The 17,090-nt window shown below is 42.9% G+C and carries 18 protein-coding genes; 12 read left to right on the top strand and 6 right to left on the bottom strand.

Going from position 1 to position 17,090, the window contains the following annotated elements:
* Positions 1–50: 50 nt before the first annotated feature.
* Together ACFEL9_RS07065 and ACFEL9_RS07070 are read left to right on the top strand one after the other, a co-directional pair.
* A complete protein-coding gene (locus tag ACFEL9_RS07065; RefSeq protein WP_385887636.1) occupies positions 51–434 on the top strand; it encodes a response regulator in 384 nt (127 codons plus the stop codon).
* Positions 435–618: 184 nt separating this feature from the next.
* Positions 619–1,239, top strand: coding sequence for a DedA family protein (locus tag ACFEL9_RS07070; protein WP_385887639.1), 621 nt, complete (start codon positions 619–621; stop codon positions 1,237–1,239).
* A gap of 170 nt (positions 1,240–1,409) precedes the next feature.
* On the opposite strand, the gene ACFEL9_RS07075 is transcribed toward ACFEL9_RS07070, so the two are convergent.
* The 4 genes from ACFEL9_RS07075 to aceB all read right to left on the bottom strand — a co-directional run bounded on the left by ACFEL9_RS07075 (position 1,410) and on the right by aceB (position 5,924).
* Entirely contained in the window at positions 1,410–1,598 is a 189-nt protein-coding gene (locus ACFEL9_RS07075; RefSeq protein WP_385887640.1) for a Sec-independent protein translocase subunit TatA/TatB, read from the bottom strand.
* 36 nt (positions 1,599–1,634) lie between these two features.
* On the bottom strand, positions 1,635–2,375 hold the full coding sequence (locus ACFEL9_RS07080; protein WP_385887643.1) for a transposase: 741 nt from the start codon (positions 2,373–2,375) through the stop codon (positions 1,635–1,637).
* A 455-nt stretch (positions 2,376–2,830) separates the two neighbouring features.
* Positions 2,831–4,108 carry an isocitrate lyase gene (aceA, locus tag ACFEL9_RS07085; RefSeq protein WP_446753363.1) on the bottom strand — a complete coding sequence of 426 codons (1,278 nt, stop codon included), beginning with the start codon at positions 4,106–4,108 and terminating at the stop codon, positions 2,831–2,833.
* Between the two features lie 103 nt (positions 4,109–4,211).
* The gene (gene aceB, locus ACFEL9_RS07090; protein WP_385887645.1) at positions 4,212–5,924 is read right to left on the bottom strand and encodes a malate synthase A; all 1,713 of its coding nucleotides are present in this window, start codon (positions 5,922–5,924) and stop codon (positions 4,212–4,214) included.
* Positions 5,925–6,024: 100 nt separating this feature from the next.
* Between aceB and ACFEL9_RS07095 the strand changes: the two genes are divergently transcribed.
* Positions 6,025–7,515, top strand: a complete 1,491-nt coding sequence (locus tag ACFEL9_RS07095) for a helix-turn-helix domain-containing protein (protein WP_385887648.1) — start codon at positions 6,025–6,027, stop codon at positions 7,513–7,515.
* Between the two features lie 252 nt (positions 7,516–7,767).
* Here the strand turns inward: ACFEL9_RS07095 and ACFEL9_RS07100 are convergent, their stop codons facing one another.
* On the bottom strand, positions 7,768–8,499 hold the full coding sequence (locus ACFEL9_RS07100) for a phytanoyl-CoA dioxygenase family protein (RefSeq protein WP_385887651.1): 732 nt from the start codon (positions 8,497–8,499) through the stop codon (positions 7,768–7,770).
* A 23-nt stretch (positions 8,500–8,522) separates the two neighbouring features.
* Positions 8,523–9,062, bottom strand: coding sequence for an RBBP9/YdeN family alpha/beta hydrolase (locus tag ACFEL9_RS07105; protein WP_385887654.1), 540 nt, complete (start codon positions 9,060–9,062; stop codon positions 8,523–8,525).
* Between the two features lie 336 nt (positions 9,063–9,398).
* Here ACFEL9_RS07105 and ACFEL9_RS07110 point away from each other — a divergent pair, with 336 nt between their 5' ends.
* From ACFEL9_RS07110 to ACFEL9_RS07150, 9 genes are all read left to right on the top strand, one after another.
* Complete coding sequence (locus ACFEL9_RS07110) at positions 9,399–10,817, top strand: anthranilate synthase component I family protein (protein ID WP_385887657.1); 1,419 nt, start codon at positions 9,399–9,401, stop codon at positions 10,815–10,817.
* A gap of 116 nt (positions 10,818–10,933) precedes the next feature.
* Positions 10,934–11,503, top strand: coding sequence for an anthranilate synthase component II (locus tag ACFEL9_RS07115; protein ID WP_385887660.1), 570 nt, complete (start codon positions 10,934–10,936; stop codon positions 11,501–11,503).
* Between the two features lie 31 nt (positions 11,504–11,534).
* Positions 11,535–12,533, top strand: a complete 999-nt coding sequence (gene trpD, locus ACFEL9_RS07120) for an anthranilate phosphoribosyltransferase (protein WP_385887663.1) — start codon at positions 11,535–11,537, stop codon at positions 12,531–12,533.
* Positions 12,534–12,599: 66 nt separating this feature from the next.
* On the top strand, positions 12,600–13,391 hold the full coding sequence (trpC, locus tag ACFEL9_RS07125) for an indole-3-glycerol phosphate synthase TrpC (RefSeq protein WP_385887666.1): 792 nt from the start codon (positions 12,600–12,602) through the stop codon (positions 13,389–13,391).
* A 39-nt stretch (positions 13,392–13,430) separates the two neighbouring features.
* Positions 13,431–14,123: a phosphoribosylanthranilate isomerase gene (locus ACFEL9_RS07130; RefSeq protein WP_385887669.1), complete on the top strand. Its 693-nt coding sequence runs from the start codon at positions 13,431–13,433 to the stop codon at positions 14,121–14,123.
* Positions 14,124–14,151: 28 nt separating this feature from the next.
* A complete protein-coding gene (locus ACFEL9_RS07135; protein ID WP_385887672.1) occupies positions 14,152–14,787 on the top strand; it encodes a phosphoribosylanthranilate isomerase in 636 nt (211 codons plus the stop codon).
* A 68-nt stretch (positions 14,788–14,855) separates the two neighbouring features.
* Positions 14,856–15,422, top strand: a complete 567-nt coding sequence (locus ACFEL9_RS07140) for an REP-associated tyrosine transposase (RefSeq protein WP_385887675.1) — start codon at positions 14,856–14,858, stop codon at positions 15,420–15,422.
* A gap of 91 nt (positions 15,423–15,513) precedes the next feature.
* Positions 15,514–16,704 carry a tryptophan synthase subunit beta gene (gene trpB, locus ACFEL9_RS07145; RefSeq protein WP_385887678.1) on the top strand — a complete coding sequence of 397 codons (1,191 nt, stop codon included), beginning with the start codon at positions 15,514–15,516 and terminating at the stop codon, positions 16,702–16,704.
* 5 nt (positions 16,705–16,709) lie between these two features.
* Positions 16,710–17,087, top strand: coding sequence for a hypothetical protein (locus ACFEL9_RS07150; RefSeq protein ID WP_385887681.1), 378 nt, complete (start codon positions 16,710–16,712; stop codon positions 17,085–17,087).
* Positions 17,088–17,090: the final 3 nt, after the last annotated feature.

Genomic DNA, 17,090 nt, shown 5'->3' on the forward strand with positions numbered 1-17,090 from the left:
ACTTCGGCCCTAAATTTGAGAAGTCTGTGCTCACCGATCAAAAAAAACTTATGGCAAAAGCAGCTCAGCAGGATCAACATATAACAAGTAAGATATTGGCTGTTGATGACGATGGTCAAATGGGGTTAGTGCTGGATATGGTACTTCATGACACAAAATTTGAACTGGATTATGTCAACAGCCTATTAGCGGCTGATGAATATCTTAAGACACAGCAACCGCTGGCCATCATTTTGGATAATAAGCTCCCGGATGGATATGGGGTAGATTTTATCAGCTATCTCAAGAAGAAATATCCTTCACTCAAGATCATTATGATCTCCGGTTTTGGTTCTGCCCGTGACGTGGCTTTGGAAAATGGGGCGGATGTATTTTTTGAAAAGCCTTTTTCATTGGAAGAATTCAATGAGGCGATTAATCGTCTTTTGCCCTGAGGTACGCAGCATAGGATTGTACTTCCTGCAAACCAGTATATTTAAAAAAATCGCTCGTCTGTACACATAGGGTTTTAAAGTTCCTCGCAGTCATTTTCCTGCGGTATTCAGTCCCATCCTGGTAACGTGTAACAACGTAATTTGACATATTCTGAAAATGGCAGCCACTCAGTTTATATCAATCATGCCGCAGATGCTGTTATACCTGGATGCGGAATCGCTGATCAGGTATGGCGGCGTATTTATCGTATGCCTGCTGGTGTTTTGTTCTGTCGGTGTATTCTTTTGTTTCTTTTTGCCCATTGGAGGTATCTTGTTTACAGCCGGGATATTTGCCGCAACAGGCGACCTGGTTCAACCTGTGTTCACCATTTGTTGGCTGCTGATCCTTTCCAGTGTTGCAGGCAGTCTAACGGGTTATGGATTGGGCCGCAGTACAGGAAACTTTTTTTATACCCGGAAGGATTCCCGTTTTTTCCGCCGCAAATACTTACTTGCTACCGAAGAATTTTATAAGAAATACGGCGCCCTGACACTGGTAGCAGGTTATTTTTTACCCATCATCCGCACATTTGCACCGGTACTGGCAGGTATTATCAGGATGAAATTTCAGCGGTTTCTTCTCTACACCGTTACAGGATCGGTGATCTTTATACTGGTGTTTGTGCTGACGGGATATTTAATAGGCAGCCTGCCGGTTTTGCGACCCTGGCTGAAATATATTGTCACCGTTTTTATCCTGGTGGTAACGATACCACTGGTGGTAAGGATTGTGCGAGAGATGAGGAAGCCGGCTAAGAAATAGCGTCGTCATATAAATCACTGAATACCCTGGTGAACGTTTTACTCAACAAAAGTTTCATCTTATAAAGACATGCATCAGTGAAATCTTAGTTCGTATAGCAGGTAGAAGATACTTCGGCAAGCAGTACACTGGCCATGGCCGAAATAAAAGCATTAGCGGAAATTCAATCGTTAAGATTTATTGCTTGTATGGGGGTTCTCTTTTTTATCGTGTTTAGCGTCTCTGAATTCGCGGATTCCCCGACCTATTCCCCGTATCAGTTCGGGGATTTTGCGGCCGCCAAACAAGAGGATAATAACAGCCAGGATAATAATCAGCTCCCTGACACCTAAGGCCCATAAGAGAACGGGTTGTATCATGTACTTCAATTTTCATAAAGGTACTGTAAGATGCCCTTAGTCCGTGTGGCCGGTGGAAATACTTCGACAAGCCTGCCGACAGACAGGTTCAGTACACCGGCCACGGCGTGTTTTTTTGGCGAATACCTGCCAAGGGGAAAAATTCTTTCTTTTGGAAGAATCTGATAAGGTAGAAAAAGTCTCTATTTTATGATTATAAAATTTATCATTTTCCCAATTTGACGGATTATTGGTGATATAATTGGAAATGCGTTGATAAGATTGTTCATCGCGGATGATGTGTTCATAATAATTCCGTTGCCAGAATTTTCCCATCGTTTGATTTTTCGATTTATATTTTTCCAGGCAGGCATTTGCCACCATTGATTTGTATGCGCCAACAATGTTGCCAACCGATATGATGGCGGTATTTGTAGGGGCAGGGTTCACCCCTGTCCCAGGGGCAACCGCAAGGGTTGCCCCTACGGTGGATTTTTTCAAAACAATTATTCCATGCATGTGGTTGGGCATTATTTGAAACACGTCTAATTCGAAATTAAAAAACCGTTCTGTCAATTTAATCCATTCATCATGGGCAATGATTCCATATTCATTCAATTCCATTCGCCTGTTGGCAGGCGACGTTCCCACGATTTTACCGAACCGGTATTTTCTGTCCTGGCAACAAATGGTAATGAAATAGGCGCCTTCCCGTGAATAGTCATATCCTTTTAATCTGATTGACCGACGGTGGTGGCGAGGCTTATCTCCGCCTGTATGCTGCGGATTGTATTTCATTGGGTGAAGCTATAAAAATATCCCGGGGTAATTTTTTATTGCCTTCGCCATGATGCCTAATCATTTATCAACATACATTTTGTACTGTCGCAAAATTTTTTTGTCGGAGTTATTTTTTCAAATAAATGAAATGTTGATCAACCCCGAACACTTCGACTTCGCTCAGTGCAGGCTGTGCGCCGCAACAAAAGCCCAACCAGGGAACAGAACGCTGGCTCCATAATCGGGAAAAATAAAATGCCGGCCCCGGTAAAACATTAGGTGCTACAATCAGAGCCTGTAAACCTAACCGTCCTACGGAAAACCGGCATTGAGTGGAGGTGTGGTAAGCGCTGAGATATTTTGGTTCATTGGCAGGTCATGCTTCGGCAAGCTCACACTTCTGCAAGCTCAGCATGACAGGCAAGCTCATGCTTCGATAAGTCATGCTTCGATAAACTCACCATGACATCACGCTAATGAAACTGTGCCATCTCTGTACTGTTCTTCATCGCTACGGTGGAAGCCATACCCTGTTGCACAGCATTTTGCACATAGTCAAAATAACCGGTGCCTACAAAGCTTTGATGCTTCACGGCTTTGAAACCATGTTCCTGCAAGGCAAACTCCCGCTGCTGCAATTCGGAGAAACCAGCCATGCCTTTTTCTTTGTATGCTTTGCTTAGTTCGAACATCGATGTATTGAGTGCATGAAAACCGGCCAGCGTAATAAACTGAAACCTGTAACCCAGCTTCGCCAGTTCTTCGCGGAAACATTCCATCTCAGCTTCCGTTAAATGTTTGTTCCAGTTAAACGATGGCGAACAGTTATACGCCAACAGCTTGCCGGGATATTTGGCATGAATGGCTTTGGCAAATTCTTTCGCTATGCCCAGGTCGGGATGTGATGTTTCCATCCAGAGTATATCTGCATACGGTGCATAGGAGAGGCCGCGGGATATACATTGATCTATCCCGTTTCGTACCCCATAAAATCCTTCGTTTGTTCTTTCACCCGTAATAAAACATTGATCCCTTTCATCAATATCGGAAGTAAGCAGGTTGGCGGCCTCCGCGTCTGTACGTGCAATGATAAGTGTGGGTACATTCATCACGTCAGCAGCTAATCTTGCCGCTACCAATTTATTGATCGCTTCCTGTGTTGGCACTAACACTTTGCCACCAAGGTGACCGCATTTTTTAGCTGATGATAATTGGTCCTCGAAATGAACCGCAGCGGCGCCGGCTTCTATCATTGCTTTCATCAATTCAAAAGCGTTGAGATTACCACCAAAGCCCGCTTCAGCATCGGCAATGATGGGCGCCATCCAGTCTTTACTGTTATCACCATTTACCGAATCGATTTGCTCACTGCGTAATAAAGCATTGTTGATGCGTTTCACTACTTCGGGTACAGAGTTCACAGGATACAATGACTGATCGGGGTACATGGTGCCCGAAAGATTTGCATCCGCGGCTACCTGCCAGCCGCTGAGATAGATGGCTTCAAGACCTGCGGCCACTTCCTGCACGGCCTGGTTGCCGGTGAGTGCGCCCAAGGCGGCTACATAAGATTGTGATAGCAGTTTCTTCCACAATTTTTCGGCGCCTCTTCTTGCGAGGCTGTATTCAATTTCTACTTTACTGCGTAATCGAAGTACGTCTTCAGGATTATATGGACGTTTAATATTTTTCCAGCGGGGATTGGTTTGCCAATCAAAAAATAATTGTGTTGATTTTGGATGCTTTGTCATGGTGATGAGGTTTTGAAGTGAGAGATGAGAAGTGAAAATTGAGAAGTGAAAAATGAAAATCTGGTTTCCATTAACCGAAAACTGGCAACCGGTGACCTTCTCTCTATCCCGCTTTTTCTTTGTCAAGGCTAACCAATATAGACGTTTCTGTTGTTTCGCTTTCGTCCATCGTTGCACAAACTTTTTTATCATCATTGGCAAGGATAAGTTCGTACGCCGACAGGGTTAAGAAATCTTCCCATTTATCCTGTACCACCAACTTATTGAACAGGCAAATGGCTTGTACATAAAAACCATCCTGATAGACCTTGCTGCCTACTGCATGGCGGATATTTTCAATTTCATCATCCCGCATGTCTTCATACAGGCTCAGTGTAATCTCTCTTCCATCATCCAGTTGAGCATGACCATGTATCCATTGCCAAACCTGTGTGCGGCATATTTCTGCCGTAGCGGCATCTTCCATCAGGTTGTAAATAGCAGCGGCGCCATTTCCCCTTAACCAGCTTTCGAGATAGAGTATGCCTACATTGATATTATGCCGCAAACCTTTTTCTGTGATCGTTCCTTGAGGCACAGCCAATAGTTCTTCTTCGGTGCAATGGAAATCCTCCCGATTCACATGAATTTGATTGGGTGTTTTCATGTGTTCATCAAAAACTTCTTTCGCTAATAATACAAGACCGGGATGAGCCACCCAGGTGCCATCATGACCATCTTTCACTTCACGCAGTTTATCGGATTTTACTTTTTCCAGTGCACCGCGGTTGGCTTCATCATCATTCTTAACCGGTATCTGTGCCGCCATACCGCCGATAGCCGGTGCACCGCGGCGATGACAGGTTTGTATCACCAGTTGCGTGTAGGCCCGCATAAAAGGAACGGTCATCGTTACTTCCGAACGATCGGGGAAAATATGGCCGGGGATATTCCTGAATTTTTTGATGAACGAAAAAATATAATCCCAGCGGCCGCAGTTCAACCCGGCAGAATGATCTTTTAGTTCCCATAAAATTTCATGTAACTGGAAGCTGGCCAAAATGGTTTCCACCAACACCGTGGCCTTAATGCTTCCATAGGGCACGCCGCAATAATTTTGAGAAAACACAAATATGTCATCCCAAAGTCTAGCTTCCTTATAGCTTTCAATTTTAGGTAAATAGAAATAAGGTCCGGATCCTTTTTTCAGCAGGGTTTTGGCATTGTGAAAAAAGTAAAGGCCGAAATCAAATAGACTGGCGCTGATGGGTTCACCATTGATCTCTACATGTTTTTCTTCGAGATGCCAGCCGCGGGGACGCACAAAAAGTGTTGCAGTTTTTTCACTCAGCGAATATTCTTTACCGGCTTCGTTGATGAAGCTGATGGTTTTGTTAATAGCATCCCGCAGGTTGAGCTGGCCATTCATGTTATTATCCCAGCCCGGCGAATTGCTGTCTTCAAAATCTGCCATAAAAACATTGGCGCCGGAGTTCATAGCGTTAATGATCATTTTGCGGTCAACGGGCCCGGTGATCTCTACGCGGCGATCCGCAAGATCGGCCGGAAGGGCAGGGATTCTCCAGTCGCTGCTGCGGATGATTTCTGTTTCGGGCAGAAGGCCGGGTTTCCAGCTGGCATCTATTTTCACCTGCACCTGTTTTCGTTCGTCGAGTAGTTTGAGCCGATGCGGGTTAAACCGGAGATGAAGAGCCCGGATAAAATAAAGGGCTTCCGGTGTAAGAATTTGTGTGTAGGGTGCATGGAACGGGGCCTTGATCGCCATGCCTTCCGGTGTAGTGTACCGGGTGCCGGGGTGGGTGATAATAGCTGCCATGGTAAAATAATTTCTACTAAAATAGTAAAATTCTTTAAAAGCGAAAATTTCGCTGAATATTTTTTTTTCGAAAAATGAAGGTTTTTCTTACTTTGGGTGCATGATGACAGATAACGACAGCGTTCGCCTCATTTTTGGTTTAAAGGTGAAAGCCCTGCGGCAGGAGAAAGGATTGTCCTACCAGCAGCTGGCTGAGAAGACAGGTATGTCTCTTTCGTATGTGCACGATATTGAGACCGGGAAAAAATTTCCGAAGGCCGATAAGATATTGGCCCTGGCTAAAGCCCTCGGTGTAGATTATGATTACCTCGTTTCATTAAGGGCCAGTAAAAAACTCCAACCGATCATTGACCTGATCAATTCTGATTTTATCAATGCCATTCCCTGGGAGCATTTTGGATTGACACCCGCCGCCCTGCTGGATCTTTTTTCCAACACCCCGGATAAGGTGACAGCTTTTATCAGTACGCTGTTAAAAATTTTCCGGAGTTATCAATTGTCAAAAGAGAGTTTTTATAATTCGGCACTACGTTCTTACCAGGACCTGCAGGATAATTATTTTGAGGAAACAGAAGAAGCCGTTAAAAAATTCAGGGAGGAGTATAAATGGAAAAATAGTTTGCCGGTTGAGATTGCCGCACTGGAAGCCGTGTTGATAAAAATGAAAATCCAGGTGAACCGTAAGCGGATGACCGGCCTGGAGCCCCTGAGAAATTTGCGTTCTTATTATTCAGCTGCAAACAGGATACTTTATCTCAATAAGGGGTTGAGCCCGGCGCAGGAAAAATTTTTATTGAGCCGGGAGATCGCTTTTCAATTCATGGGCATTACACAGCGGCCCTATGAAACCATTATCCAGCACAGCGATTCATTTGATATGCTGCTGAACAATTTTAAAGCCTCCTATTTTGCAGTAGCGTTATTGATGCCGGAAGAGAATGTCGTAGAAGATGTAAAGCGCATCGTGATGCAGCCTAAATGGAATGATAAAGCATGGACGGAGCTTTATGAGCGTTACGATGTGACACCGGAAATGATGATGCAACGCTTGACCAATTTATTGCCTAACCATTTCGGCATCGATCACTTGTTTTTCCTGCGTATGTCCGGTGATCCTAAAATAGACGAATATGAAATAACCAAGGAGCTGCATCTTTCGCAGTTGCACAATCCCTATGCGAATGTGTTGCATGAGCACTATTGCCGGCGATGGATACTGATCAACAGCATTAAACATGTGGCGGAACTGGTAGAAAAAAAGAAATACCGTCACCCTGTGGTAGATGTGCAGATCTCGCAATACTGGCAAACACATAACCGCTACCTGTGCATTTCCATCGGTAAACCGGCGGCGAAAGGCAGTGATGAAATGGTGAGTGTTACCATCGGCTTACTGATCGATCAGAAATTATTACAGACCATGCCATTTGTCAATGACCCCTCGATACCCGTGCGAACCGTGCATACCACCTGTGAACGCTGTGGCATTATGGATTGTAAAGAAAGAGCCGCCGAGCCTGTAGAAATTTTGAAACAACAGCAACAGGAGAGAATCACTGTGGCATTGGGGCAGTTGAATGAAAAATTTTAATGACAATTTTCTTTTTTTCTTGATAAAAAAAGAAACAAAAAAATCAAGGACAAACGAATGCTCCGCCGTTTGTCCGGCCAACGCACAATAGACTCCGATAATTTTAAAGTCGTTTTCTTTTCGTAGTGATTGGACAAAGACTCCGCTTCGTGTTATGCGAAGCAACGAAAAACGCTGCTTTTTCGCCTGGTTATTTACGCAGTTAGAGTTGTTTCAATAATGGCGAAAAAGAGGCGCTGGGAGTTTTCCTTATCATGAAGTTGAATAATAATCAACTTTCATAAACTCTGACCAGTTTAAATTTGCTGGTAAGGAACTCCTACTAAATTCAATATGTATAACTCGTCTTTTACTGCTATTTATTGTCTTGGCTGATGAATGAAGAAGTAGCGGCTTCATAAACATTATTCCGCCTTTATTAACGCAGCAAATATTTTCTTTTTCAACCGTCCAATCAATTGTTTCCGGTCTGTAAATTCCTTTTAAATGGGATTTTGGAACAATTTTTAAAGCACCATTATCTTCCGTTGTATTATCAAGATGTATTCGAACTGTGAAATTATCTTGCAAAATTTCTATCGGCGGTTGAACGGCATATTGATTTTGTTTTGTTGTCCAGGGCCCAAAGCCGCTTAAATCAAGCTTTTTATCAACTGAGATTGTCAGATCCTGGTGATAGGAAACAAACCAGTTTGATGTTTCAGGTTTATCGAAATAGATTGATTTTACAACGAAAAAATTATTACCAAATAGTTCCTGGATTAGTGTCTTAAGGTTATCGTTAAAAATGGTAGTAGCTGCTTCTGGTATTTCTTTCAAAAATTGCCTGATGGCAAACAAATCGGCGTTCTTACGAACAGTTTGCTTTGCTGTATCAACTCTTGAAATCGCATCCAACATACTTTCTATTTCCTCTTCTGAGAAAACATCATTTATTATTGCAAAACCATTGTTATGGATTTGCTCTTTTAATTCGCTTACCATTTTTACAGTTTAAATAACGATGGTTATATCAGCTTCTGTAGAATTGATTTTCCAAAGGGCCACTTATTCAATCCCGAGCTTGAATTGATATGCCCCAGTTCACCCGCGTTAATCAATTCACTTCCCCAATTCATGGCAAATTCTTTTGCTCTTGCCATTGTTACGTATTCATCATTGCTGCTGGCGATAACAATAGATGGAAAGGGAATCCTGAATAATGGCATTGGTGAGAAACCTGTTGTGCCCGGCGGATAAGAAGGAGCTTCCACGTCACTGGGTCCCACCAATAATGCCCCTTTGATAATGCGTTGATATTTTTCAGCCCATCTCACAATGGTGCAACAGGCAAGACTATGACCGATCAATATCACTTCCTGCAGCAGGTATTGCGTTACTGTACTATCAATCGTTTGTATCCAGTCGTTGCAAACAGGTGTTTCCCAATCTTTTTGTTCAATGCGTACAAAACCAAACTCCTGCTCCCAGTGAGATTGCCAATGTTCCGGGCCGGAATTGTATAAGCCGGGCACCGTAAATATGTGTTCCTTATATTTTGAAATCATAGCACTATTGATAAAAATTAAAATTAGCCCATGATTTTCGGAATAAAAGTTTGTTCAACTAAAATTTCTCCCGCATATTTGCAATGCAATGAAGCAAATGATAAAAAATATTCAGTGGTGGTGGCATGCTGGCTCTTCAGGGGTGATGTAATGCTATTACTATTTTGTAAATAAACGTATTATCAAGAAGCCCCGACAAAGTCGGGGTTTTTTATTACCCCCAACCCCCTGAAGGGGGCTTTGGTGAACTTAAGGTCAGATAAACTACGAATAAAAAGATTTCTTGAAAGGGAGGTTACAAAGTCCTCCCTTTAGGGAGGATTTAGGAGGGTTATTATGAAGAAAATTGAAATTCAAACATCTTGTAAAAAATTGTTGGCGGATGTGTTTACGCCGGTTGGTATTTACCTGCGGTTGCGTGATCGTTTCAGGGATACCATCTTGCTGGAAAGCTCCGACTTCCATTCGGCTGAAAACAGTTATTCCTTTATTGGTATCAATGCTATCGCCGGTATGGAAATCAGCACGGCCAAAAGCATTGAATTCAAACTGCCGGGACAAAAGCCGGAGAAGATGGCGATCAATCATGTGAATGAAGTGCCACAACTGCTTTGGGATTTTATGCAGCGCTTTGACCCAAAAACCCCGGAGACAAAGGAAGGTAAATTTGCCCAGGGATTATTTGGTTATACTACTTATGATGCCGTTCAGTTTTTTGATACAATAAAACTCACGACTCATGACTCCAAACTCACGACTCCCATTCCTCTCATGCGCTATCGTCTCTATCAATACGTCATTGCCATCAATCATTTCAAAGATGAATTGTTTATCTGCGAAAACAAAATGGCTGGGGTTGAATCGGAGCTGGCCGTTTTAGAATCATTGATTCGGAGTAAAGATCTACCTGTTTATCCTTTCCAGGCTTACGACGATGAAAAATCGAACCTGACCAATGAAGAATACATGGACATGGTGAAAAAAGGAATTGCCAGCAGTCATCGTGGTGATGTTTTTCAGATTGTGTTGAGCCGGCGCTTCGAGCAAAAATTCCGCGGTGATGAATTCAATGTGTACAGGGCGTTACGTAATATCAATCCATCACCCTATTTATTCTTTTTTGATTACGGTGACTATAAACTGATGGGCTCATCACCGGAGGCGCAACTGGTGATAAAAAACGGAAAGGCCGTTGTTCACCCTATCGCCGGTACATTTAAAAGAACAGGTGATGATGACCTGGACCAGCAATCAGCAGATAGATTATTGGAAGATGCGAAAGAAAATGCAGAACACGTGATGCTGGTGGACCTGGCAAGAAATGATTTGAGCCGCTTATGTGATGATGTAGTGGTAAGTCACTACCGGCAGGTGCAATACTTTTCTCATGTCATTCACCTGGTGAGTGAAGTAACAGGTAAAGTAAGACCCGCCAGTAATCCGTTTGAGTTGCTGGCAAAAACATTTCCAGCCGGCACATTGAGCGGCGCACCTAAATTCAAAGCCATGGAACTCATCGATAGTTATGAGCCGACATCAAGAAGTTATTATGGTGGTGGTATCGGCTTTATGGGTTTTGATGGCAGTTGTAACCATGCGATCATGATCCGGACTTTTTTAAGCCGGAACAATACGCTGGTTTACCAGGCCGGTGCCGGAGTAGTAGCGGCGTCAAAACCGGAAAGTGAATTGCAGGAAGTGAATAATAAGTTGGGGGCCTTAAAGAAGGCCATTGTGATGGCGGAAACCCTCTAAATCTCTTCCTACCCCGATTTCCATCGGGGCTAAAGGGGAGACTTACGAAGTGTCCTGGCCATGAGAAACATTACAAAACTTAAAACTATAAACCTCCGCCGCGGCGGATTTGGGGTATGAAAATATTAGTATTCGATAATTACGATTCTTTTACCTACAACCTGGTGCACCTGGTAGAAAAGATATTGCATGAGAAAGTAGATGTGTATCGGAATGATGAACTGCCGCTGGAAAAAGCAAAGGAGTATGATAAGATCATTTTATCTCCGGGGCCGGGTATACCCGAAGAAGCGGGTTTGTTGTTGCCACTGATAAAAGAATATGCGTCCAGCAAGCCCATATTGGGAGTTTGCCTGGGTGAGCAGGCAATTGGTGAGGCATTCGGCGGTACGCTGAAAAATCTATCTACGGTCTACCATGGCGTAGCCACAAACTGTAGACTGCAAACCGCCAATTGTAAACTATTCAAAGGCTTGCCCGATGAAATAGAAGTGGGACGCTATCATTCATGGATCGTATCGGATGATAATTTTCCGAAAGAACTGGAAGTTACTGCCAGGGATGATAATGGGTATATCATGGCGCTGCAACATAAGACTTATGATGTACAGGGTGTGCAGTTTCATCCTGAAAGTGTGTTGACGCCGATGGGGGAGAGGATACTTTTTAATTGGTTAAATCAATGATGTGCAAATTTGAAAATTTGAAAATGTGCAAATGAAAAAGATTCTACAATATTTATTTGAGCATAAAACATTAAGCCGTGAAGCGGCTAAAGACGTATTGGTCAATATTGGCAAGGGCGCCTTCAACGAACATGAAGTGACGGCTTTTATGACGGTGTTTCTCATGCGCAGCATTACATTGCCGGAATTGCAGGGGTTCCAGGATGCATTGCTGGAGCTTTGTGTGCCGGTTGATCTCAATGGACATCAAACAATGGACATTGTCGGTACGGGCGGAGATGGGAAGGATACGTTCAATATTTCAACACTTGCCTGCTTTATTGTAGCAGGTACGGGACAAAAAGTGGCCAAGCACGGCAACTACGGCGCTTCTTCCGTAAGCGGCGCTTCCAATGTGATGGAGCAGTTAGGCTATAAATTCAAAAATGACAATGACCGTTTAAAGAAAGAAGTGGAAGAAGCGAATATTTGTTTTTTGCATGCGCCGCTGTTCCATCCTGCATTAAAAACAGTGGGGCCCATCCGCCGCAACCTGGCCATGCGAACCTTTTTTAATATGCTGGGGCCAATGGTAAATCCTGCTTCGCCACAATTTCAGTTGGTAGGTGTTTATAGTTTGGAAATGGCGCGGATATACAACTACCTGTTGCAATTAGGCGGCAAGCCGTTTACCATCATTCATAGCCTGGATGGTTATGATGAAATATCTCTGACCAATGATACCAAGGTGATTACCAATGAGGGAGAAAAGATCATGACACCTGAGCAATTGGGGAGAAGAACGGTAGCTGCTACAGATATTTATGGCGGCAGAACAGTAGAAGAAGCTGCAAAAATATTTTCAACGATAATAAAAGGAGAAGGAAATTGGGCACAAAATGCCGTGGTGCTGGCCAATGCTGCCATGGCTTTGCATTGTACCGGGAAATATAAAACATATGATGATGCGTATCATGCGGCGGTTGACAGCTTGGAAAGTGGAAAAGCCTACCGGTCTTTACAAAAATTAATAGCATTACAAACCCCCTAAATCCCCCTAAAGGGGGACTTTCACGAGTCTGATAGTATTACGATTTTTGAGTTTGAAATTTATAGCATGGATATTTTAGAAAAAATTATTGCGAATAAACGGAAAGAGATTGAAAAGTTTAAACCGTTAAGCAGTATTGAGCGGTTTAGTAAAAAAGGTTTTTTTTGGGAAGTAACTAATCGTTCGCTGAAACAAAGCTTGCTGGCTGAAGGTAGCACGGGTATTATTGCGGAATTCAAGCGAAAGAGTCCCAGCAAGGGTTGGTTCAAAACAAAAGAACTGGAGGTAGAAAAAGTGGTGACATGGTATAACAATAAAGGAGCGGCTGGTATCTCTGTGTTAACGGATGATGTTTTTTTTGGCGGCGACCTGGATGACCTGATCCAAACAAAAGTGGTGACAGATATACCTGTGTTGAGAAAAGATTTTATCATTGATGAATGGCAAATAGCGGAGGCGAAGGCTTTTGGGGCCGATGTTATCTTGCTGATTGCAGCCTGTTTGACACCGGGTGAGGTAAAACAATTAGCAACCTTCACCAAAAGTATTGGCCTGGAAACGCTGTTGGAAATTCACAATGAGGAAGAATTGGAGCATATTTGCGATGAAGTAGATTTGGTTGGGGTGAACAACCGTAACCTGAAAACCTTTGAAGTAGATATTAATACTTCTTTGCAGCTGATTGATAAAATACCGAAGGACAAACCGGCCGTGGCCGAAAGCGGGATCAGCAGTGCTAAAACGCTGGCGACTCTGCGGCAGGCAGGATTTAAAGGATTTTTGATCGGAGAAACTTTTATGAAAGAAGCAGAGCCCGGTAAAGCTTTTGCTGAGTTTGTAGCAGCGCTGAATGGATAACGATTGTTTAGCCAGTTACTATTTAAAACTGGTCAAACTATGAATAACACAACAACCAATCAAATGGGTTCGTCCCCTGGCAAACAGAAGGCAGATTTCAGGATCAAGGTCTGTGGCATGACTTTGCCTGAACAGGTTAGGGCACTGGATGAAATGGGGGTTGATTTCGCCGGCTTTATTTTCTATCATAAGTCGCCCCGCTATGTGGCCAATAAGATATCGCCGGAGAAAATGAAGCAGATAAAAGGTCATATTGCCAAAGTGGGTGTGTTTGTGAATATGGCTTATGAAGAGCTGATGAAGACGGTGGAAGATTACCGGCTTGACATGGTGCAGTTGCATGGTGATGAAACACCTTTCTTTTGTGAAAAGGTAGCGAATTACGTGACAGTGGTTAAAGCATTTCGCTTGTCTGATAACGATCCGATAGAGTGGATCACCCGGCCTTACCATGAAGGCACCGATATGTATATGTTTGACACGATGGGAGCGGGGTATGGTGGTACAGGAAAAAAATTCGACTGGAACGTCCTGAAGGATGCAGATATAAAAAAGCTGTTCGTATTAAGCGGGGGTATTGAACCTGGCGATGAAGAAAATCTGAAACTATTTTCACAGGAACTGGTGGCAAAAAAAATGTTTTCTATCGATATCAACAGTCGGTTTGAAATAGCAGCAGGTGTGAAGGACATTGAAAAGGTGAAGCGATTTGTAAAGAACCTGAAGGGCTGATTAGCCCCAAAAAACCTGGAATGAAATTATGAACATAAAAGTTTGTGGTATTACTTCATTAAAACAGTTGAAACAACTGGATGGACTGAATATTGACTATGCAGGATTTATTTTTTTGAAAGATCTGCCGCAGTATCCCGGCGATAAGCTATCAAAAAAAGAATTAAAGAAGGCAGATTTCGACATCAAAAAAGTGGGAGTATTTGCGGACCCGGAGATGATCGATGTACTCGATGCTATCGACGACTACGGTTTGGATGTAGTGCAGTTGCATGGAAATGAAAGTCCTGAAATGTGTGAGGACCTGAGCAGCGAAGTAGAAGTGATCAAGGCCTTTCAACTGGGTGGTAGTGCTAATCTTAACATTGATAAAATGATTGAACCGTATGATGCGGTTTGTGATTATTATCTTTTCGATGCCGGATCTTCCAGGAAAGATATTGGCGGTACCACCCACCAGTTTGATTGGTCGCTGCTGGACAAATGCAGCATAGAAAAGCCTTTTTTCTTAAGCGGGGGAATCAGTCTTAAGGATGCTGCGGATATAAAAGCTTTTCGTCACTCCGATTTTTATGGAATAAATCTTAACAGCCAGTTTGATAAAGAGCCGGGTGAAAAAGATATGGCCCTCCTGTTGAAATTTTTGCAGGCATTGAAGAAATAGCTCTGCGAAGTCTCCGACTTCGCAGTCACAATGACTCATGTCGCAGACATGAAAATAAAAAGTAAAATATGAGTGGAGCACAATTTCGGGAGGGCTATGCAATAAGGGATCAGTTCGCCACTCATTTTTTAACCTTTACTGTATGTGGCTGGATTGATCTGTTTACAAGAAAAGTGTACCGCGATATTGTTATGGACTCATTCCGCTTTGCTCAACAAAACGGGCAGCTTATTTTAAATGCTTATGTGATTATGAGCAATCATATTCACCTGATTGCTAGGGCTAATGATAAACAAAAGAAATCATTATGTGATATTGTCAGGGATTTTAAAAAATATACACATCATGTGATGATGCCTATTATTGAAAGCGACGCGGAAAGCAGGAGGAAGTGGATGGTGCACCAGTTTAACTATTATGGTCGCATCAATCCTAATAACGAGATCAAGCAAATATGGGTAAATGATAGTCACCCGGAAGAGTGTTATAGTTATGAGTTTACGAAAACCAAGCTTGATTATATTCATGAGAATCCTGTAAGAGCAGGAATTGTGCATAGTCCGGAAGACTATATTTATTCCAGTGCGTCGAATTATATTTTGGGCAAAGGGATAATTGATGTGGAGTGTATATAAAAGTCTGCGACTTTTGGCATATAAGCTGCGAAGTCGGAGACTTCGCAGAGCGAATCAAGCAATGAAAAATAAAAAGGGGACATAAAAATAAATGGAAACAAAACAATATACTCATCCCAACAAGCAGGGATACTATGGAAAATTCGGGGGAGCTTATATTCCTGAAATGCTGCATAGAAATGTGGAAGAACTGAGAACCCAATATCTTGAGATCATTCAGTCTGATTCATTTCAAAAAGAATTCCAGGAACTGTTGAAGGATTATGCCGGCCGACCTACTCCATTGTATCATGCAAGGCGATTGAGCGAACAACACGGTACTACTATATACCTCAAGCGGGAAGATCTTTGTCATACCGGCGCTCATAAGATCAATAATACCATCGGGCAAATTTTATTGGCGCAGCGGTTAGGCAAAAAAAGAATCATTGCGGAAACAGGAGCAGGGCAACATGGTGTAGCCACTGCCACTGTATGTGCTTTGAAAGGTGTGGAGTGTATCGTTTACATGGGTGAGAAAGATATCGAGCGGCAAGCTCCCAATGTAGCGAGAATGAAAATGCTGGGTGCTACCGTAATACCCGCTACCAGTGGAAGCAAAACATTAAAAGATGCCACCAACGAAGCGATCCGCGATTGGATCAATAATCCGAATGATACTTATTATATCATTGGATCGGTAGTAGGACCTCATCCCTATCCGGATATGGTGGGCAGGTTTCAAAGTGTGATCAGTAAAGAGGCAAGAGTTCAATTAAGAGAAAAAACGGGATCGGAATTACCATCGCATGTTATTGCCTGTGTTGGTGGTGGTAGTAATGCCGCCGGTGCATTCTATCATTTTTTAGAAGAGCCGAAAGTTGAGCTGATAGCTGTAGAGGCAGCCGGCATGGGTGTTCAAAGTGGTCATAGTGCAGCCACATCGCAATTGGGCAGGCCCGGCATTTTGCACGGAAGTAAAAGTCTGGTAATGCAAACAAAGGATGGACAGGTAGTAGAGCCGCATAGTATTTCGGCTGGATTGGATTATCCGGGCATCGGTCCTTTACATGCTTACCTGTTTGACAGCGGCAGGGCAAAATTTTTAAGTGCAACAGATGATGAGGCGTTGGAAGCTGCTTTTAATCTGGCAAAACTGGAGGGAATTATTCCGGCCCTCGAAAGTGCCCACGCATTGGCAGCACTCAAACAAATGACATTTAAAAAGGATGATATCGTCGTTGTTTGCCTGAGCGGGAGAGGAGATAAGGATCTTGCCACTTATATGAAATATATAAAATAACCCGAATGAACAGGATTATACCGGCCTTACTTGTTGTAATTAACTTTTGTTTTATTTGCTGCGGCCGTAAGCCCTATGTCGAGCATAAATTGAAATTTGAAAAGGTAGCTGATGATTGTAATGAGCAACAAACTTATTTCCGGATGAATTCCAACTTTGGTGGCGAACGCTATGAGTTTGAAAAATGTTTACCTGCGGATTTTAAGAAAGAACAACTCGTAACTGAAAGAAGAGGGGACACCGTGTTGGTAAGTTTTAAAATTACTCCTTCGGTGCAAACCGGAAGTGTCTACCATCTTACTTTAGATATTGATAGCTATCCGCGGTATAATTACCTGACGATTGATGACGAAACCTATTCTATTACATCTTCAGAAAAATAGTTT

Origin of the sequence: Terrimonas alba, assembly GCF_042434975.1 — a bacterium.
GTDB classification, from domain to species: Bacteria; Bacteroidota; Bacteroidia; order Chitinophagales; family Chitinophagaceae; genus Terrimonas_B; species Terrimonas_B alba.